We start from the raw sequence: 18,507 nt of genomic DNA, 5'->3' as shown, positions 1-18,507 counted from the left end.
AATACTATGTTATTGAATTTACAATTCTTTAGTCATCATAAGGGTGGTGGTTCCACCTCTAATGGTCGTGATTCTGCTGGTCGTCGTTTAGGAACAAAACGTGCTGATGGTCAACCAGTTAAGAGCGGTATGATTATTTATCGTCAACGAGGAACACATATTTATCCTGGTTCTAACGTTGGTCGTGGTAACGATGACACTTTATTTGCCTTAACTGATGGGGTTGTTCGTTTCGAACGTAAGGGCCGTGACAAGCGTCAGGTTTCTGTATATCCCGCAGCAGATGCAGAATAATTAAAAAAGGAATCAGAACATCTATGGGGTCTCTGTCAAATTGTATTGGTGGAGATTTTTGAAAAGCATGTTCACTTCGGTGAATGTGCTTTTTTTGTTTACGCATAAATTAAACTGATACGAATGAAAAAGTTATGAATATTTTGAAAACCAAAACAGCTACGCTTTAACACCTTAATTTTACGATTTAGTCCTTCAATAGGACCGTTGGAATACGGATAACGACAACTATTGAGAACAGCAGGACCATTCTTTATTAAAGTTGAGATAGTAATATCCATTTGGTTGCCAGCCGCCTTGTAGTTGGCAATCAAGGTTTTAAATCCAACCGCATCTTTTTGTTGAATGGCTGTTAGAATTCCTTGATAGGTTTGATACACAGTTTTAAATTCTGGAAATTCATCTAAGGCTAGGTCAATGGCGTTCTGTTGGGTCATGTATTCGTTGATACCGTGTAAATAGATAAGTTTAGTATCATTGACCTTTTCTTCTGCCAAATGGAACAAACGCCATTGAGATTTTAGAATGCGATAAACTCGGGAATGCTTATCTTGAAAAGTATGGATCACACGTGTACGTTCGTTATCCAGTGCCCGACCGGCAAGTTGAATAATGTGGAAACGGTCAATGATGGTTATTGCCTTAGGAAATAACCGATGAATAAAGCCAGCATACTCAGCATTCATATCAACGGTGATTGTTTGAACTTTCATACGTTCTTGAACTGAATAGCGAGCTTCAAAGTAATCAATGATATCCTTACTAAGGCGATCCTTAAGAATCACAATGCGGCGATGACTAACGGCATCGCAACAGTTAAAGGACATTAGATGATTACAGGAACGGAATTCATCAAAACAAAGATTTTGGGGGAGTGTTTTAACACGATAAGCTAAGTGAATATTCGCATTTAAAATGCGTTGAACACTACTTGGTGAAATCCCACAAATCTTAGCGATTTCTTTACTGGTCAGCATATCCCGAGCCAGAACAATTACTTGATGTTTCACATTATGCGTAAAAGTTTCATTACGTTTAACGAGGTTAGTTTGAGCACCACAGGTTTTTAAACACCGTTTACATTGATATCTTTGTCGTTTTAGCTGCATCTCATAACGTCCACCTGATAAGGTTCCCAATCTTAGATGGCCAATGTGAGTTCCATTTTTGATTAGAGATTTATGGCCACAATGAGGACATTTTAAAAGTTGATAGGAAAGGATAGCGTGAACGACATGAACGTGTTGCCCATTGGGATAATGTTCCTTAGTAATCTCAGTTACAGTTAAATTAGGGTCTGTTATTTCGAATAGGCTTAGGATAGAATTAGTTAGGGACATTTGTTTTTCCTCTTTTCGATTTTATTAGGCGATTAAATCGTAACACAAAGAGGGCAAATGTCCTTTTTTTTTTCAAAATAAAAACTGGTATCAGTTATTCACCAATACCAGAAAGTGTAGACCCCATCTATGTTTGTTCTGATTCTTTTTTTGTCAAAAAAGCTTAAAATTAAGTGTAAGTAACGAACTTAACTTGCTTTTAACTGCTTGGTATTGCTATAGTTAAGTGTAAAGAATTTTGGAGGTAAAAAAATGATTTCAACTTCAGATTTTAAGAACGGATTAACCATCCAAGTTGATGATGGCATCTGGCGCATTGTTGAGTTTCAGCATGTTAAGCCAGGAAAGGGGAGCGCTTTTGTCCGCACGAAATTAAAGAATTTACGGACAGATGCCGTTCAGGAAAAAACATTCCGTGCTGGCGAAAAAATGGAACAAGCCAATATTGAAACCAAAAAAATGCAATATCTCTATAATGATGGTGATAATTATGTTTTTATGGACAATCATACTTACGAACAATTAGAAATTCCGGCAGCAAACTTGTCACAGGAGAAGAATTATCTTATTGAAAATATGGAAGTTAGCGTCATTATGTTTGGTAGTGAGACATTAGGAGTCGACCTGCCAAATACAGTTAACTTAAAAGTTACTGACACTGAGCCAGGAATTCGTGGCGATACAGCAACTGGTGGTTCAAAACCAGCCACTCTAGAAACGGGATTAACGGTTCAAGTGCCATTCTTCGTAAACGAAGGCGATGTTCTGATCATTAATACAACAGATGGAACATACGTTTCACGGGCTTAATAAAGCAGGAGGTTTTGAATATGGCAGAAGATAAATATTTAGCGTTGGCAGAACATAAACCAACACTGGGAGCCATAAAAATTGCACCAGAGGTTGTTTCGATTATTGCGGGAATTTCAGTAGAAGAAGTTGAGGGCGTTCATCTGAGCAGTAGTGGTTTAAGCGAAAGTGTTACCTCTTTTCTAACCAGAAACACCAAAGGACAAGGGGTCAAGCTGGCTTTGAATGATGGCAAACTCCGCGTTGATGTTTATGTCTATTTAGATTACGGAACTTCTGTGCCGGAAATTGCGAAAAAGATCCAAAGCAAGGTTAATCAACAACTTTTGTTTATGACTGAATTAGAAGTTACCGAAGTCAACATACACGTTGAAGGAATTATTCCTGCTAAAAGCACTTCAACTGTAGATCCGGATGACATTTTTGCAGAAAATGATGGTGACGAAAAGTGAGTTTAAATCGACACCAAATTAGAGAAGCTGCGTTTCAGACGTTATTTGCCTTAGCTAGTAATCCAGAAGCTTCGCGCGATGCCCTTTATCAACAGGTGTTGAGTAACTGGCAAGAAGATCAAGATGACGTACCAGCGTACCTTGTGACACTAGTTGATGGGGTTTTAGACAAGCAAGCGGACCTCAATGAACAAATTGGAAAGTATCTCAAGAAGACTTGGTCAATTCAGCGTTTGTCGCGGACAAATCGAATCATTCTAGAGATCGCCTTTTTTGAAATCGATGAAGTATCAGAAGTTCCTGGCAAGGTAGCAGTTAATGAAGCTTTAGAACTTGCGAAAAAGTATGCTGATGAAACTTCAAAGAATTTTATTAACGGTGTTCTTTCAAGTAAGCTAGACGAGGCTTAACCTAAAAAGTAAAATTAGCCAGAAAAGACAAATCGTTTTTTCTGGTTTTTTCGTATTTTTTAGTATGCTAAACTATATGAGTAATCAGTTTGCGAGATAAGAGAGGTAATGGATATGGCAACTATAATCGATGGTAAAGCATTGGCAGCTAAACTTGATGAAGCAACCAGAAAGCGAGTAAAACAACTGGCTGAACACGGGATTATACCTGGATTGGTCGTTGTATTGGTGGGAGACGATCTTGCCAGTCAGATCTACGTGCGTAACAAGGAAAGACGAGCTAAAAAAATGGGCCTGCATTCCATTGTCCGTAAACTGCCTGCTACAATTACTGAAGCAGAACTTATCCAAGTTATTCAGGAATACAATGAAGACACCAGCATTCATGCCATTTTAGTGCAGTTGCCTCTACCTGCGCAAATCAACGAATTTCATGTTACGACAGCCATTGATCCAAAAAAAGATGTTGATGGGTTCCATCCTGTAAATTTAGGTAAACTGTTGGTCAATAAAACTGACCGGACACCAATCGCTTGTACACCACAAGGCATCATGACCATGTTTAAGGCATACCATATTCCACTGGATGGTAAGCGAGTGGTCGTCATTGGACGAAGTACCATTGTCGGAAAACCCATGGCAGCTTTATTAATTAATGCGAATGCAACGGTGACCATCACCCATAGTCACACCCATCATTTGGCACAGTTAACGCGCGAGGCTGATATCCTGATTGTCGCGGTAGGCATTGCACATTTTGTGCACGCCACAGATGTCAAACCTGGGGCAGTCGTAATTGACGTGGGCATGGATCGTGATGAAAAAGGGAAATTAGTAGGCGATGTCGACTTTACGACTGTTCAAGATCGGGCAAGCTATATTACACCGGTACCTAAGGGTGTTGGTCCGATGACTATTACAACCCTAATGGCACAAACAGTTGCGCTCGCTGAATGGAGTGGTGAAGAAAATGGCTAAGCCAGATTATTTAACTGTAACGGCATTAACGCAATATATTAAACGGAAGTTTGATGTTGATCCCTATTTAGGTCGTGTATACCTGGTTGGTGAAATCTCAAATTTGCGTGTCCGCCCACATGCCCATCAATATTTTAGTTTAAAAGATGATCATGCCAAGATTAACGCCATTATGTTTCGGTCGGCTTTTGAAAAGTTAAAATTTACGCCGGAGACTGGAATGAAGGTTCTCGTCACGGGGCGTCTTTCCGTTTACGAACCTAGTGGCAGTTACCAAATTTATATTGATAGTATGCAGCCCGATGGCGTTGGGGCACTTTATCAGGCTTTTGAACAACTAAAAAAGAAATTAAGTGCGGAAGGCTTATTTACGGCGCCTAAGCAGCCACTAGTACGGTTTCCAAAACGTATTGCGGTAATTACCAGTCCATCAGGAGCTGTTATTCGCGATATCATTACTACCACACGGCGTCGGTTTCCGATTGTGCAATTAGTATTATTTCCAGCGCAAGTGCAAGGAACCGAAGCTGCTGGAGAATTAGTCAAACGCATTAAGCAAGTTAATGAAATTGGTGATTTTGATACGATTATTTTAGGACGTGGTGGGGGTTCCATCGAAGACTTGTGGCCGTTTAATGAGGAACAGGTTGCGCGTGCCATTTTTGCAAGTCAAATCCCCATTATTTCTTCGGTTGGACATGAAACAGACACGACCATCGCTGACCTGGTAGCGGATGTTCGCGCTGCAACACCTACCGCCGCGGCTGAATTAGCAACACCGGTTTTGAGTGAAGAAGTTTTGCATTTAGCGCAACGACGGACGCGAATTTTGAATGCATTTCTGAATCTTATAAAAAAAGATCAGCAAGCCCTTCGCCGCCTGCAACACTCGTACGTTTTTCAGGATCCTCGTCGTTTGTACGAGGGCTACGTGCAAAATGTGGATTTTCTAAATGATAAACTAAAGCAGACGATGAATGCTATGCTCAATCAGTACCGAAATTTATTTGCGGATCGTAAACAAAAATTGTTCTTAAATTCACCAGCGGGACAAATTCAGCGTGAAAAGCAAACAGTGGTTAATCTCCAACAGCGTTTAGCTAGGGGCGTCAACATTACCGTCAAAACCAAAGCGGAGCGCTTGCAGCACACAATAGCTGCGCTAGATTACTTGAGCCCATTAAAAATTATGGGACGTGGCTATAGTTATGTAACTCAGGAAGACCGCGTGGTAAAAAAAGTTTCTGAATTACGAATTGGTACCGCCATTGAGTTACATCTGAATGATGGTACAGCAACAGCAAAAATTACGGATATCAAACAAGGAGGGCGTAACGATGGCTGATAAACCAACTTTTGAAGAGAATTTGAAATCACTAGATGAGATTGTAACTAATTTGGAAAAAGGTGATGTGCCTTTGGAAAAAGCGTTAGATGAATTTAAACGGGGGGTTGTTTTAAGTAAGGATCTTCAGGATACTTTGCAAGATGCTGAAAAAACATTGACCAAAATGATGGCCGAAGATGGCCAAGAAGTACCGTTTGAGACGGCGCAGGATTCTGATAAGGACCCAGACACAAATGAATGAAAATAATGTTACGCATGCCTTCATTAAACGATATCGACAAGAGATAACCGATTATTTAGGTGTTCATCTTAACGAAAGCGTCACCAATCCCCCACTGTTAGCAGCCATGCGATACTCGGTATTGGCTGGCGGGAAACGTTTGCGACCGTTGTTACTCTTGGCAATGGTACAAACCTTGGCAGGTAAAGTTGACGAGCGGAAGCTAAAAGTAGCTTCGTCGTTGGAATTATTACACACGTATTCGCTTATTCATGATGATTTACCCGCCATGGATAATGATGATTTAAGGCGGGGACTCGCCACTAACCATAAAAAGTTTGGGGAAGCGTTAGCCATTTTAGCTGGTGATGGTCTTTTGACATTGGCCTTCGAATGGCTAGCTGACAGTAAGTATAGTGCGCCAATTACAGCACAATTGACCTTGGCATTGGCACAGGCAGCAGGACCGGCAGGGATGGTTGCTGGGCAGGTGAGTGATGTTTTAGGTGAAAACCAGCAATTGTCGTTTGACCAGTTAAAACACCTACATAAACAGAAAACAGGTGCGCTAATTGCTTATACGGCGCAGGCAGCTGGGATTATCACAAATAGTTCAACAAAGAGACGTCAAGCTTTAGATATGTTTGCTGAGAACTTTGGTTTAGCCTTTCAAATTTATGATGACTTGCAAGATGTCTTAGGAACAACACAATCCATGGGGAAGGCTGTTCATAAGGATGCGGAAGAACACAAAAATACGTATCCGGGCATCCGTGGATTGGCACAGGCTAAACGTGATTTGATGCAGTGTGTGACTAGTTGTCAAACTGCGCTTGTGCGTTTACATGAAGAGGGTTTACCAATAGAACTATTGAATGGATTCTTAGATTATTTTCAATTAGATGAGGAAGCAAAATGAAAAAAGAACGCGTAGATGTCTTATTAGTCTCACAAGGGTTATTTGAAACCCGGGAACAAGCCAAACGCGCCGTGATGGCCGGCGAAATACTTGGTGAAAATGAAGAACGTCTGGACAAGCCAGGCAGTAAAATTCCGGTTGATACTGAGTTGCATTTTAAAGGCAAGAAGATGCCCTACGTCAGTCGTGGTGGTCTTAAGCTAGCTAAAGTACTTGAGGTCTTTCATCTTAATGTTCAAGATAAAATTGTTTTGGATATTGGGTCGTCCACGGGAGGTTTTACCGATGTCATGCTGCAAAATGGGGCAAAGCTGAGCTATGCGCTCGATGTTGGGACCAATCAACTGGTGTGGAAATTACGAGAAGATCCCCGCGTGGTGGTCATGGAGAACACAAATTTTCGTTATTCTCAGTTAGCTGATTTTACACATGGTCAGCCAGAATTTGCTTCCATTGATGTTTCCTTCATTTCATTAAAGTTGATTTTACCACCATTAAAGCAAATCATTAAACCTGAAAGCAGTGTTGTGGCGCTTATTAAACCTCAGTTTGAAGCTGGAAAAGATAAGGTTGGCAAACACGGGATTGTGCGCGATCCCAAAACGCATGCCGAGGTTTTAAAACATACATTGGCAATGGCAGTAGAAAATGGTTACCGGGTTGCGGGATTAGATTTTTCGCCAATTAAGGGTGGCGAGGGAAACATTGAATTTCTAGCCCATTTGGTGGCCACGGATGGGCCGGCAAAAATTGAAGATCAGGTGTCGATTGAAGCAACATTGGAAAAAGCGTACGGGCAATTAAACCACTCAAAAGAAGATTGAAGGAGCGGGTCAAAATGAGAAAAAATGAACGTCAAAAAAATATTGAAGAAATCCTCACACAAAATGATGTCCAAAAGCAAGAAGATTTAGTTGCTTTTTTGGACCAGCGGGGGATTGAGGTTACCCAGGCCACTATTTCACGTGATATTCGTGATATGCAGCTGGTAAAGCTTCCTTCAAAAAGTGGTGGTTACCATTACGCCTTGCCGTTAAAAAAAGATGAAGATGTGAAGGTAAAACTTAAAAATACATTGCAAGAATCCTTACAAAAAATATCAAGCAATGCGACGTTCATTTTTTTGATGGTTCAACCCGGTAGTGGCCCGGCAATTGCGAGTTTGTTTAATCAGTTGGACAGTCAGGATATTTTGGGTGCTATTAGTGATGATGGCTCAGTACTGATTATTACAACTAGCCTTGATGGGGTTAATCACGTTAAGGAACTTGTCACGGCAATGCTTTCGAATAAGATTTAAAGTTGACGAGGTGCAGAATATGCTTCAAGAATTATCGATTCAAAACTTTGCAATTATCGAAAAACTAAATATTGAATTTAATTCGGGAATGACAGTGTTAACTGGTGAAACCGGTGCTGGGAAGTCCATTATTATTGATGCAGTGGGGTTACTGGCTGGCGGCCGGGGTTCCGTCGATTTTATTCGCAAGGGTGCCAAAAAAGCCGTTTTGCAAGGAATGTTTAGTATGGATAAAAATCCAGAAACCGGTTCTTTGTTGGAAAAGTATGGGATCGAACATGGAGACGATACTCTCATTTTGCAACGCGAGATTCAGTCAAGTGGGCGCAATGTTTGCCGGATTAATGGTTCGTTAGTAAACACCACAATCTTAAAACGAGTTGGCGAAACGTTGATCGATATTCATGGTCAAAATGAACATCAGGAATTGATGCAACCGGAAAAGCATTTGGGTATGTTAGATGAGTTTGCGCGCCATGAAATTCAACCTATTTTGAGCCAGTACCAGGAAACTTTTGAAAAATATCAGAATTTAAAAAAGAAATTTGATCGTAAAAAAGCTAATGAAAAAGAGTGGGCACAACGGGTTGATATGTTACGCTTTCAAGCAAAAGAGATTGAGGATGCTAATTTACAGCCGGGCGAAGAGGAACAACTCAATTCACAGAAAGATTTATTAGAAAATTACCAAAAAATAAGTACGGCCCTTCAAACGGCTCAACTGGCGTTAGAAAGTGAAGAAGCCACCGGGGCGATTGACAGTGCCGGCGAAGCGATGAATGCGCTGCGTGATATTGAGGACATTGATGACAAATATAAGGCGATTTCTGGTGTTGTTTCATCAGCTTACTACCAGTTACAGGACGCTGCGAGCGAGATTAGTGGCGAATTAGATAACATGGAATGGGATGAAGGCAAACTCGACCAAGTGGAGAAACGACTGGAGGAAATTTACCAGTTGAAGCGAAAATACGGGGATACCGTCGAACAGATCTTGAAATACGATCAAAAGGTTTCGCAGGAATTGCATAGTATGGTGGGAACCGAAGCCGATGAGGATCAAATGGCGGAGCAATTGAAAGCCTTGCGAGTTGAATTAGAAAAGTCAGCTCAAAAATTAACTGTAAAACGGCAAACTGCTGCTCGCCAGTTGCAAAGTGCGGTACATGAACAATTAAAACAGTTGTATATGGACAAAGCTGAATTTGAGGTCCATTTTGCGCCATCAGAGGAAACCCAATTCCGTGCTTTTGGAAAAGATAACGTTGAATTTTATCTAAGAACGAATCCAGGGGAATCAATGGGACCACTATCGCGAATTGCTTCTGGTGGAGAACTTTCCAGAATTATGTTGGCTTTGAAAACAATTTTTGCAAAATCGCAGGGGATTACTAGCATCATTTTTGATGAGGTGGACACAGGCGTCAGTGGTCGTGTGGCGCAGGCAATCGCGGAGAAAATAAAATTAATTGCTAGTTACTCCCAAGTTTTATGTATTACACATTTGCCACAGGTGGCAGCAGAGGCTGACCATCAGTTCTTTGTGGCCAAAGAAATTAAACATGATCGTACAGAAACACAATTGACACATTTGGATGAGAATGGCCGCGTACAGGAACTTGCCAGAATGCTGGCAGGTAGTACCGTCACAGAACTCAGTGTGCAGCATGCAAAAGAACTCCTTAAGATGACTCACCCGTCTTAAGGCGTTTTTTTTAGACGAGGTCAAAGAATTGGTAACCCGTAAGATTTGCAGGACAGGGGTTAAGTACGATACCATAATACTAGTTGCACTTAAAAAGAATGGAGTTGACGTATGTGTTTTTAGAAATGAAACATCTTTCTAAGATCTATGGCGGAAAAAAAGCAGTGGATGATTTTAATCTCAGTGTTAAAAAAGGGGAATTTATTTGTTTTATTGGGACGTCTGGTTCTGGTAAAACAACCACAATGCGAATGATTAACCGGATGCTCAATCCCACAAGTGGTTCAATTGAGTTGGAAGGCGAGGACGTTTTGAAAGCTGATCCGGTAAAATTGCGCCGAAAAATTGGTTATGTTATTCAAAATATTGGGTTAATGCCCCATATGACAATCCGTGACAATATTACGATTGTTCCTAAATTACTTAAATGGTCAGATGAACGTCGAAATGAACGCGCTAAAGAAATGATTAAGATGGTTGAATTGCCAGAAGACTACTTGGATCGTTATCCTTCAGAATGATCAGGTGGTCAACAACAGCGAATTGGGGTAGTTAGAGCGCTGGCGGCGGACCAAGATTTGATCTTGATGGATGAGCCCTTTGGTGCGTTGGATCCGATTACGCGTGAATCACTACAAGATTTTGTGAAGGACTTACAGGAACGCTTAGGGAAGACACTGATTTTTGTCACCCATGACATGGACGAGGCTCTGAAATTAGCGACTCGGATTGTGGTGATGAGTCATGGAAAAATGGTTCAGGTGGCGACTCCTGATGAGATTCTGCGCCATCCAGCAAACGAATTTGTTGAAAATTTAATTGGAAAAGATCGCTTGATTCAAGCTAAGCCTAGTATCACTACAGTTGGTCAAGTTATGTATAATAATGCGGTTTCAATTACTCCCGGCCGTTCTTTGAAAGAGGCCCTCAAATTGATGCACGAGAAACGTGTTGATACGTTATTAGTGACCGATGACTCAGGTGTCTTGAAGGGCTATGTCGATATTGAACAAATTGATTATAACTATAATACTGCCACAAGTGTTGATGATGTGATGACTCGTAAGGTATTTTATGTACGCGAAAATTCAATTATTCGTGATACAGTGGAACGAATTTTGAAGCGGGGTTATAAAAACGTACCGGTTGTCAATGAAGAGCAGAAGTTGGTTGGAATTGTAACGCGGGCTTCACTTGTTGACATTGTTTATGATGCGTTGTGGGGTGACGCCGATACAGCCACTCACAGTCAAGAAAATGACCAAGTTGATCAGGAAAAACAAGAAAAGGTTGGTGACGTTAAACCGTGATTACCTTTATTCAAACGTATGGTGGCCAACTCCTTTATAAAATTTGGCAACATATTTACATTTCCGGAATCGCATTAGGATTAGGTGTCATTGTGGCGGTTCCATTAGGGATCTTACTGACAAGAATGAAAAAGGCCTCTGGTGTAATTATTGAGATTGCCAGTGTTTTACAGACGATCCCTGCGCTCGCCTTACTGGCAATGATGATCCCGCTCTTTGGCATTGGTGCGGTACCCGCAATTATAGCTTTATTCATCTATTCACTCCTACCGATTCTAAGAAACACTTTCTTAGGATTGCGGGGTGTTGATCCAAGCCTACGTGATGCCGCAAAAGGAATGGGAATGACGAATTATCAGTCCATCGTGAAGGTAGAATTACCTATGGCTGTTCCCGTCATTATGAGTGGTATACGGCTTTCAGCAACCTATGTCATTGCCTGGACAGCGCTGGCTTCATATATCGGTGCCGGTGGTTTAGGTGATTTTATTTTTAACGGCTTGAACTTGTACCGTACGGATTTAATTTTGGGAGGTTCAATCCCCGTTATTCTGTTGGCATTGCTTGTGGATTGGCTGTTAGGAAAGCTGGAAGTTCAATTAACACCGAAAACGACCAGTCACGCTAAATTATAGAAAGGGGATCACAATGAAAAAAATCAAACGGTTTTTAAAGGTTGGAATGTTAGTCCTAATTTCAACGCTGCTTTTAAGTGGTTGTGGCCTCCCCGGGTTAAATGCTTCAACTCGTGATACTGTAAGGATTGCCGCTCAAAACACAACGGAACAGCAGATCATGGCTTACATGATCTCGGATTTAATTCAGCATGATACAAATCTTAAGACAACATTGATTAATAATCTAGGATCAGGATCGGTCAGTTTTCAGGCGGTAAAACGCGGAGATGCGGATATTTCGGCTATTCGCTATAACGGGACGGATCTCACCACTATTTTTAACCAAGCTGCAATTAAAAATCCGAAATTAGCCACAAAAAAAGTTCGGAAAATCTATAAGGAAAAATATCATATGACTTATTTTCCTTCCTATGGTTTTGCAGACACGTATGCATTTATGGTAACTGGTAAACTAGCACGAAAAGAAAATTTACACACAGTGAGTGATTTGAAACGTTTAGCGCCCAAAATGTCTGTCGGTGCAGATCAGATTTGGGTGAACCGTAAGGGCGATGGCTATGACGGTTTTATTCGTACTTATGGTTTTCAGTTTGAAAAAGTCTACCCAATGCAAATTGGGTTGGTTTATAGTGCTGTTCAGTCTGGTAAGATGAATGCAGTTCTCGGTTATTCAACGGATGGGCGAATTAAGAGTTATGATTTAAAGGTTTTGAAAGATAATAAACAATTCTTCCCACCGTATGATGCTAGTCCACTTGCTACCGATAAGATTTTGAAAGAACACCCAGAACTGAAAAAGGTTCTTTTAAAGCTTAAAGGTAAAATTTCACTAAGTACGATGCAAAGCCTGAATGCCAAAGTAGATAACCAGTTAATTGAACCTCAGGTTGTGGCTAAGCAATTTCTGGAACAGCATCATTACTTTGATGGAAAGGACGGTAAATAGACATGACACATCTAAATATTTTTCAACAGCTAGTTTATTACTTCTCGCATAATGGCGTTTACGTCTTGGAACAGTTTACCCGTCACTTTCTCATTTCCATTTATGGAGTCATATTTGCTGCGATAGTGGGCATTCCGCTGGGAATTTTGATAGCACGCCACTCTAAATTAAGCGCAACGGTGATTGGAATTGCTAATGTTATTCAAACGGTTCCGTCGTTAGCAATGTTGTCTATCATTATGCTTGGCTTAGGGTTAGGTGTGAATACTGTCATCGCAACTGTTTTTCTTTATGCGTTACTGCCGATTATCAAAAATACCTATAGCGGCATGCAGAGTGTGAATGCTAGCATTCTAGATTCTGGTAAGGGAATGGGAATGACTCGTTTTCAATTGCTATACATGGTAGAACTGCCTCTTTCGATGTCGGTTATCATGGCCGGAATTCGAAACGCTTTAGTCTTAGCGATTGGAATTACCGCCATTGGGACCTTTGTTGGCGCTGGCGGTCTTGGAGATATAATCATTCGTGGTACAAATGCCACAAATGGTGGTGCAATTATCTTAGCCGGTGCTTTACCAACCGCTTTGATGGCAATTATTTCAGATTTAGTGTTAGGCTGGTTACAAAATCGCTTGGATCCGGCATATAAGCGGGCTAAACATGCATAGTTGTGCGAATTAATTCATTTTTTTGATAAAACGAATATCTTGCAGCTTTAAGAGATGGGTTACGTTTTGATGAGGAGAAGTCAGAACGTACCTGTTTTTTGTGAGGACAGTTAAATGACCGCTACTCTCGTAAATTGCATTAGAACCGTTTATTTGGATGGTGACGGGGTAGTTTCGCTGAGTGGCTTGAGCCAAAAATTGCTGCAACTGAAAAGTAGGCATTTGGGGTTCAATACCTTCTAGGGCAGAATCAGCGAAGAACTTGCGATAAGAATTCTGAACTAAATTAGTAAATTGGTGCTTTTGTTGTAAGTTTTCCATAATGACACCTCGAACATTTGTTTGTGTCCTCATTATACGAACAAACGTTCTTAAAAGCAACAGTTTTTTGTGTTTTTGATTGAAATGGTGTCAAACATGGGTTTTAGTGCGGTTTAATGGCTATAATTACAACGTTTCAGGTCAAGATTCTAGTGATACTAGTGCTTTAAGCGGATTCGAAGCTTTTAACTATTTAGCAGAAGCGGATAAAGTCGAGTCTAAAAAGCGATTAGGAGTTGAAAAGAGGCGCTAAAAAAGCGATAATAGGAGTTACATTATATTTAGGAGATTTTAAATTATGGCAAAAAGAGGAATGCTGATCGTGTTGTCAGGCCCATCTGGAGTCGGCAAGGGAACGGTCCGTAAAGCAATCTTTGATCAAGGTGGAAATGATTTTCAGTACTCCATTTCGATGACCACACGTAAGCCACGCAAAGGCGAAGTCAATGGGGTTGATTATTACTTTGTTTCTAAAGAAGAATTTGAACATAATATTGAAACCGGTCAGATGTTAGAGTACGCCAAATACGTTGATAATTATTATGGAACCCCGTTAAAGTATGTCAATGAAACTTTAGACAAGGGGAAAGATGTTTTCTTGGAAATTGAAGTGAATGGCGCTTTGCAGGTTAGAAAGAAATCTCCTGATGGTGTTTTCGTCTTTTTGACGCCTCCCGATTTAATGGAGTTAAAGCAGCGTATTATTAATCGCGGTACCGAAGATATGGCAACGATTAATAAGAGAATGCAAAAGGCTGTCGAAGAAATACGAATGATGCAAGATTATGATTTTGCAGTTGTGAATGATAAAGTTGAAAATGCTGTTGACAGTATTAAAACGATTATTAAAAGCGAGCGCTTCCGCGTGGCTCGCGTTTTCCCGGAATATGAAGAAATGTTAGGAGATAAATAGAAATGATTTTATATCCCTCAGTTGATGATTTATTAGAACGAGTTGACTCTCGTTATTCCTTAATTATGTTAGCAAGTAAACGTGCCCATGAATTAGATGCTGGCGCACAGCCACTTTTAGATAAGTATGAATCTTCGAAGAGTGTGGGTCAGGCACTTGAAGAGATTGTTGCAGGCGATGTTGTTATTGATCCTGACAAAACCGAATTTTAAAGTTATGATGTCGAGGCCTGGGAGAGTTTTCTTTCAGACCTTTTTTCAATTAAACAGGCACGATTAACAAGGAGAAACTCATGTGGAAAGATAAGCATGTTACTTTTTTTATTACAGGCGGAATTGCCGTCTATAAAGTCATTGAATTAATTCGCATGTTTCAGCGTGAAGGCGCGCAAACGCGGGTAGCGATGACAGCGGCGGCGACCAAATTTGTGGATAAAGCCACTTTTCAAACTATTAGTCGCCATCCGGTTCAAACTGATTTATTTCAGCAGGTTACTGATGAACCGGTTGCTCACATTGAATTGGCAGATTGGACAGAAATTGCCATTGTCGCACCAGCAACAGCTAATGTAATGGCCAAAATGGCTAATGGTATTGCTGATGATTTTGTCAGCACGACGTTATTAGCGATTAGGCAGCCTATTTTTGTGATTCCTGCGATGAATACCCACATGTGGCAAAATGAGGCTACAAAGCGCAATGTTAAGGTCCTTAAAGCTGATGGCATTCACGTCATGGAACCGGAGACAGGCATGCTGGCTGAAGGGTATTCTGGAAAAGGTCGTTTCCCTGATAACCACGCAATTTTAGCGTATGTGACACAACAAGTAAGGCCTACAGAACTGAAATTTTTGAAGCATAAAAAGATCTTGATCACTGCTGGCGGCACAAAAGCTTATCTTGATCCGGTTCGCTATATTTCTAACCGTTCCTCTGGTAAAATGGGGTATGCTTTTGCGACGGTGGCAGCGCAAAATGGTGCCGATGTGACTTTGATTTCAGCCGCCAGCCACCTAGCAACGCCCGAAAATGTTAAAGTTATTTCTGTAGATACGGTGGCTGAGATGCAACAAGCGGTTGAATCTAATTTTGAACAAACAGAGCTTTTAATTATGGCTGCTGCGGTTTCGGATTATGAGCCAGTAAAATTTAGTACACATAAGTTAAAAAAAGACGCTAAAACGGCTAACTTGACATTGGAGCTTCGTGAAACACCCGATATTTTGAAAGGGTTAAAAGCAAGAAAAAAAGATCAATTTGTCGTCGGATTTGCGGCTGAGACAGACGATTTACTTGCCAATGCTGCCACTAAATTACAAGAAAAAGGGGCAGACATGATTATTGCAAATGATGTCTCAAAGTCGGATATTGGTTTCGACGTGAATGAAAATGCGGTGACCGTTTTACAAAAAGACGGTGATAATGTGACAATGCCCAAGGCAAGCAAGGTGCAGATTGCCCGACAAATTTTTAAAGTGATTGAGAAACATTTGAAATAGGTAGGTGAACAGTAATGGCGCAAATTGCCAAAGTGATCGTTGACGTCCCAACTATGCAGACCAATAGTCCTTATTCTTATTTGGTTCCGGACCAGTTGGCGCAAGCTATTCAAGTTGGCATGCGGGTGGTTGTTCCATTCGGTAATGGTAATCGAAAAGTGCAGGGATTTGTAGTTGAACTTGCAGTTGCAAGTCATTTTGAAAAACAACTCAAATCTGTGGAAAGTTTGATGGATTTGGAGCCTGTTTTAACTAAAGAATTAATCGCGTTATCCGGCTGGTTAGCGGATGAGACTTTTTCCTTTCAAATTACCTGCTTGTTGACCATGCTTCCAAACGTGATGCGCGCAAAATATAGCAAACAAATTCGGATAGCCGATTCGGAATTGACACCAACAGAACTGGCACAGATTTTACCTGAAGATAGCTGGAATGATTTTACTCCTGAGCAGCTAACGCCGAGTCAACAAAATGCGCTGACAAGATTACGGCGGCAAAATAAAATTGAGATTGTTTATCAGGTGAAAAATCAAGCACAGACAAAACGAATTTTTCAAGTGCAATCACTAATCACTTTGGCAGATGAGGAAAAAATTCTGGCAAAAGTACGTAAAAATGCTGTTAAAATGCAACAGCTAGTTCATTATCTGGCCACTCACCCTGAAAGTATCAATCAAACAGCGTTAGAGAAAAAATTGGCGATTAGTGTAGCCACAATTAAATCTGGTGAGGCTAAAGGATGGCTGAAAAGAAAACAAGTTGAGCAGTACCGAGATCCGTATAAAGAAACGCACACACGGACCCAACCGTTACATCTAAATGAGGAGCAGCAGGCAGCGTTAAATCAAGTTACGGCGGCAATCCATTCTTCTAAAGCGCAAACCTTTTTACTTGAGGGCGTCACCGGCAGCGGCAAAACCGAGGTGTATTTACAAGCAATTGCAGATGCACTAGCGCATAAAAAAACTGCCCTTATGTTAGTACCAGAAATCGCCCTCACGCCTCAAATGGTTACTCGTGTAAAAGGACGCTTTGGCAAGCAAGTTGCCGTTTTGCATAGCGGCCTTTCAGATGGCGAAAAATTTGACGAATGGCGGCGAATTAAACGACATGAAGCCCAAGTAGTGGTGGGCGCACGTTCAGCTGTGTTCGCACCAATTGAAAATATTGGTGTCATTATTATTGATGAAGAACATGAAACGAGTTACAAGCAAGACGATGCGCCTCGTTACCATGCACGGAATGTGGCCCAGTGGCGCTGTATGTTCCATCATTGTCCCTTGGTTTTGGGAAGTGCAACGCCATCTTTGGAATCTCGAGCCCGTAGTGAGAAGCAAGTTTATCGCCTTTTACGGTTAACCCATCGCATTAATGGACAACCATTGCCACAAGTGAAAATTGTTGATATGCGACAGGAATTACAAAAAAATGGTAGCCAAAATTTCTCGCCTGCACTTTCAGATGCCATTGAACAACGTCTGCAACTAGGCCAGCAAAGCATTTTAATGCTTAATCGACGAGGATTTTCTTCATTCATTATGTGTCGTGATTGTGGGTTTGTTTTAAAATGTCCTAATTGTGATATTTCGCTAACGCTGCATATGGATAGCCACAGTATGAAGTGTCATTACTGTGGACACGAGGAAGCCATCCCCAAAGTGTGCCCCAACTGTAAGAGCCATAAGATCCGTTATTATGGGACAGGAACTGAAAAAGTTGAGCAGGAGTTACAGGAGAAATTTCCAGAAGCACGAATTTTACGAATGGATGTGGATACGACGAGGCGTAAAGGAGCGCACGAACGTATTCTTCAGAAATTTGGCAGCGGGGATGCTGATATTTTGTTAGGGACGCAAATGATTGCCAAAGGCCTAGATTTTCCTAACGTCACTTTAGTTGGTGTCTTAAATGCTGATACGGCACTTGAGTTGCCAGATTTTCGTTCAAGTGAACGGACATTTCAATTGTTGACGCAAGTTAGTGGCCGTGCGGGACGGGCCGATAAATTGGGTGAGGTATTCATACAAACCTTTAATCCGGACCACTACGCCATTCAGCTTGCTAAAACACAAAATTACGAGAACTTTTTCCGTAAAGAAATGTACATTCGTCATCAGGGTAAATATCCGCCATATTATTTCACCTTACAAATTACAGCGGCACACAAGGAAGAAAATCTAGCGGCACAAAAGATGTTTGCGGTATTAGATGAATTACGGCCGCAATTAAGTCAAAATGCAATTATTTTGGGTCCGACCCCTAAACCAATTGCACGTGTAAAGAACAAATATTATTATCAAATTGTGATCAAATATAAAAATGAACCTGGTTTACATGGGGCAGTTACTAAAATTTTGCAGGAATCTCAAAAGAATTACCAAAAAGGAATTCAGTTAGCGATTGATGCTGAACCGCAGTCGTTTATGTAGGAGGA

The 18,507-nt window shown here is 41.0% G+C and carries 20 protein-coding genes and 1 pseudogene; 19 read left to right on the top strand and 2 right to left on the bottom strand.

The features are described from left to right. The first annotated feature begins 6 nt into the window (after positions 1-6). Complete coding sequence (gene rpmA / locus ACLJJ6_RS05530; RefSeq protein WP_412988182.1) at positions 7-294, top strand: 50S ribosomal protein L27; 288 nt, start codon at positions 7-9, stop codon at positions 292-294. A 98-nt stretch (positions 295-392) separates the two neighbouring features. Here rpmA and ACLJJ6_RS05525 read toward each other — a convergent pair whose 3' ends face one another. Next, the gene (locus tag ACLJJ6_RS05525; RefSeq protein WP_412988180.1) at positions 393-1,634 is read right to left on the bottom strand and encodes an ISL3 family transposase; all 1,242 of its coding nucleotides are present in this window, start codon (positions 1,632-1,634) and stop codon (positions 393-395) included. A gap of 252 nt (positions 1,635-1,886) precedes the next feature. Here ACLJJ6_RS05525 and efp point away from each other — a divergent pair, with 252 nt between their 5' ends. The 14 genes and pseudogenes from efp to ACLJJ6_RS05455 all read left to right on the top strand — a co-directional run bounded on the left by efp (position 1,887) and on the right by ACLJJ6_RS05455 (position 13,341). Continuing rightward, positions 1,887-2,444, top strand: a complete 558-nt coding sequence (gene efp / locus ACLJJ6_RS05520) for an elongation factor P (protein WP_412988178.1) — start codon at positions 1,887-1,889, stop codon at positions 2,442-2,444. Positions 2,445-2,464: 20 nt separating this feature from the next. Further along, a complete protein-coding gene (locus ACLJJ6_RS05515; protein ID WP_412988177.1) occupies positions 2,465-2,896 on the top strand; it encodes an Asp23/Gls24 family envelope stress response protein in 432 nt (143 codons plus the stop codon). Beyond that, positions 2,893-3,306 (top strand): transcription antitermination factor NusB, encoded by a 414-nt coding sequence (gene nusB / locus ACLJJ6_RS05510; protein WP_412988175.1) that lies wholly within the window; start codon positions 2,893-2,895, stop codon positions 3,304-3,306. The genes ACLJJ6_RS05515 and nusB overlap by 4 nt, the downstream gene beginning before the upstream one ends. 114 nt (positions 3,307-3,420) lie before the next feature. Further along, complete coding sequence (locus tag ACLJJ6_RS05505; RefSeq protein ID WP_412988173.1) at positions 3,421-4,284, top strand: bifunctional 5,10-methylenetetrahydrofolate dehydrogenase/5,10-methenyltetrahydrofolate cyclohydrolase; 864 nt, start codon at positions 3,421-3,423, stop codon at positions 4,282-4,284. After that, entirely contained in the window at positions 4,277-5,629 is a 1,353-nt protein-coding gene (gene xseA, locus ACLJJ6_RS05500; protein WP_412988172.1) for an exodeoxyribonuclease VII large subunit, read from the top strand. The genes ACLJJ6_RS05505 and xseA overlap by 8 nt, the downstream gene beginning before the upstream one ends. Then, positions 5,622-5,873 (top strand): exodeoxyribonuclease VII small subunit, encoded by a 252-nt coding sequence (locus ACLJJ6_RS05495; RefSeq protein WP_412988171.1) that lies wholly within the window; start codon positions 5,622-5,624, stop codon positions 5,871-5,873. The genes xseA and ACLJJ6_RS05495 overlap by 8 nt, the downstream gene beginning before the upstream one ends. Then, positions 5,866-6,771, top strand: coding sequence for a polyprenyl synthetase family protein (locus ACLJJ6_RS05490; protein WP_412988169.1), 906 nt, complete (start codon positions 5,866-5,868; stop codon positions 6,769-6,771). The genes ACLJJ6_RS05495 and ACLJJ6_RS05490 overlap by 8 nt, the downstream gene beginning before the upstream one ends. Continuing rightward, positions 6,768-7,595, top strand: a complete 828-nt coding sequence (locus ACLJJ6_RS05485; protein WP_412988167.1) for a TlyA family RNA methyltransferase — start codon at positions 6,768-6,770, stop codon at positions 7,593-7,595. The genes ACLJJ6_RS05490 and ACLJJ6_RS05485 overlap by 4 nt, the downstream gene beginning before the upstream one ends. Positions 7,596-7,609: 14 nt before the next feature. Further along, positions 7,610-8,071, top strand: a complete 462-nt coding sequence (locus ACLJJ6_RS05480; protein WP_412988165.1) for an arginine repressor — start codon at positions 7,610-7,612, stop codon at positions 8,069-8,071. 19 nt (positions 8,072-8,090) lie between these two features. Continuing rightward, the gene (recN, locus tag ACLJJ6_RS05475; protein ID WP_412988163.1) at positions 8,091-9,776 is read left to right on the top strand and encodes a DNA repair protein RecN; all 1,686 of its coding nucleotides are present in this window, start codon (positions 8,091-8,093) and stop codon (positions 9,774-9,776) included. A 125-nt stretch (positions 9,777-9,901) separates the two neighbouring features. Next, positions 9,902-11,086 (top strand): annotated as a pseudogene (locus ACLJJ6_RS05470) (betaine/proline/choline family ABC transporter ATP-binding protein). After that, complete coding sequence (locus tag ACLJJ6_RS05465) at positions 11,083-11,721, top strand: ABC transporter permease (RefSeq protein ID WP_412988161.1); 639 nt, start codon at positions 11,083-11,085, stop codon at positions 11,719-11,721. The pseudogene ACLJJ6_RS05470 and the gene ACLJJ6_RS05465 overlap by 4 nt, the downstream one beginning before the upstream one ends. Positions 11,722-11,734: 13 nt before the next feature. Then, on the top strand, positions 11,735-12,670 hold the full coding sequence (locus tag ACLJJ6_RS05460) for an osmoprotectant ABC transporter substrate-binding protein (protein ID WP_412988159.1): 936 nt from the start codon (positions 11,735-11,737) through the stop codon (positions 12,668-12,670). A 2-nt stretch (positions 12,671-12,672) separates the two neighbouring features. Beyond that, a complete protein-coding gene (locus ACLJJ6_RS05455) occupies positions 12,673-13,341 on the top strand; it encodes an ABC transporter permease (RefSeq protein ID WP_412988157.1) in 669 nt (222 codons plus the stop codon). A 9-nt stretch (positions 13,342-13,350) separates the two neighbouring features. On the opposite strand, the gene ACLJJ6_RS05450 is transcribed toward ACLJJ6_RS05455, so the two are convergent. Next, entirely contained in the window at positions 13,351-13,662 is a 312-nt protein-coding gene (locus ACLJJ6_RS05450) for a hypothetical protein (protein ID WP_412988155.1), read from the bottom strand. A gap of 298 nt (positions 13,663-13,960) precedes the next feature. On the opposite strand from ACLJJ6_RS05450, the gene gmk reads away from it, so the two are divergent. The 4 genes from gmk to priA all read left to right on the top strand — a co-directional run bounded on the left by gmk (position 13,961) and on the right by priA (position 18,502). Further along, positions 13,961-14,575 (top strand): guanylate kinase, encoded by a 615-nt coding sequence (gene gmk / locus ACLJJ6_RS05445; RefSeq protein WP_412988153.1) that lies wholly within the window; start codon positions 13,961-13,963, stop codon positions 14,573-14,575. Between the two features lie 2 nt (positions 14,576-14,577). Further along, positions 14,578-14,787 (top strand): DNA-directed RNA polymerase subunit omega, encoded by a 210-nt coding sequence (gene rpoZ, locus ACLJJ6_RS05440; RefSeq protein WP_057783506.1) that lies wholly within the window; start codon positions 14,578-14,580, stop codon positions 14,785-14,787. 80 nt (positions 14,788-14,867) lie between these two features. Beyond that, positions 14,868-16,073, top strand: coding sequence for a bifunctional phosphopantothenoylcysteine decarboxylase/phosphopantothenate--cysteine ligase CoaBC (gene coaBC / locus ACLJJ6_RS05435; protein ID WP_412988151.1), 1,206 nt, complete (start codon positions 14,868-14,870; stop codon positions 16,071-16,073). 14 nt (positions 16,074-16,087) lie between these two features. Beyond that, entirely contained in the window at positions 16,088-18,502 is a 2,415-nt protein-coding gene (gene priA / locus ACLJJ6_RS05430; protein WP_412988149.1) for a primosomal protein N', read from the top strand. Positions 18,503-18,507: the final 5 nt, after the last annotated feature.

The sequence above is a fragment of the Pediococcus siamensis genome, from assembly GCF_047220215.1.
In the GTDB taxonomy this organism is placed as follows: Bacteria; Bacillota; Bacilli; order Lactobacillales; family Lactobacillaceae; genus Pediococcus; species Pediococcus siamensis.
The sequence above is the reverse complement of the archived record's forward strand: the minus strand, read 5'-3'. Positions and strand labels throughout refer to the sequence as shown.

What these genes read in the sequence shown, in the direction of transcription:
- gmk (WP_412988153.1), top strand. Translation starts at nt 13,961, where the DNA reads ATGGCAAAAAGAGGAATGCTGATCGTGTTGTCAGGCCCATCTGGAGTC.
- efp (WP_412988178.1), top strand. Translation starts at nt 1,887, where the DNA reads ATGATTTCAACTTCAGATTTTAAGAACGGATTAACCATCCAAGTTGAT.
- ACLJJ6_RS05450 (WP_412988155.1), bottom strand. Translation starts at nt 13,662, where the DNA reads ATGGAAAACTTACAACAAAAGCACCAATTTACTAATTTAGTTCAGAAT.
- priA (WP_412988149.1), top strand. Translation starts at nt 16,088, where the DNA reads ATGGCGCAAATTGCCAAAGTGATCGTTGACGTCCCAACTATGCAGACC.
- ACLJJ6_RS05480 (WP_412988165.1), top strand. Translation starts at nt 7,610, where the DNA reads ATGAGAAAAAATGAACGTCAAAAAAATATTGAAGAAATCCTCACACAA.
- coaBC (WP_412988151.1), top strand. Translation starts at nt 14,868, where the DNA reads ATGTGGAAAGATAAGCATGTTACTTTTTTTATTACAGGCGGAATTGCC.
- ACLJJ6_RS05460 (WP_412988159.1), top strand. Translation starts at nt 11,735, where the DNA reads ATGAAAAAAATCAAACGGTTTTTAAAGGTTGGAATGTTAGTCCTAATT.
- ACLJJ6_RS05495 (WP_412988171.1), top strand. Translation starts at nt 5,622, where the DNA reads ATGGCTGATAAACCAACTTTTGAAGAGAATTTGAAATCACTAGATGAG.
- ACLJJ6_RS05515 (WP_412988177.1), top strand. Translation starts at nt 2,465, where the DNA reads ATGGCAGAAGATAAATATTTAGCGTTGGCAGAACATAAACCAACACTG.
- recN (WP_412988163.1), top strand. Translation starts at nt 8,091, where the DNA reads ATGCTTCAAGAATTATCGATTCAAAACTTTGCAATTATCGAAAAACTA.
- rpoZ (WP_057783506.1), top strand. Translation starts at nt 14,578, where the DNA reads ATGATTTTATATCCCTCAGTTGATGATTTATTAGAACGAGTTGACTCT.
- rpmA (WP_412988182.1), top strand. Translation starts at nt 7, where the DNA reads ATGTTATTGAATTTACAATTCTTTAGTCATCATAAGGGTGGTGGTTCC.
- xseA (WP_412988172.1), top strand. Translation starts at nt 4,277, where the DNA reads ATGGCTAAGCCAGATTATTTAACTGTAACGGCATTAACGCAATATATT.
- ACLJJ6_RS05485 (WP_412988167.1), top strand. Translation starts at nt 6,768, where the DNA reads ATGAAAAAAGAACGCGTAGATGTCTTATTAGTCTCACAAGGGTTATTT.
- ACLJJ6_RS05490 (WP_412988169.1), top strand. Translation starts at nt 5,866, where the DNA reads ATGAATGAAAATAATGTTACGCATGCCTTCATTAAACGATATCGACAA.
- ACLJJ6_RS05505 (WP_412988173.1), top strand. Translation starts at nt 3,421, where the DNA reads ATGGCAACTATAATCGATGGTAAAGCATTGGCAGCTAAACTTGATGAA.
- ACLJJ6_RS05455 (WP_412988157.1), top strand. Translation starts at nt 12,673, where the DNA reads ATGACACATCTAAATATTTTTCAACAGCTAGTTTATTACTTCTCGCAT.
- ACLJJ6_RS05525 (WP_412988180.1), bottom strand. Translation starts at nt 1,634, where the DNA reads ATGTCCCTAACTAATTCTATCCTAAGCCTATTCGAAATAACAGACCCT.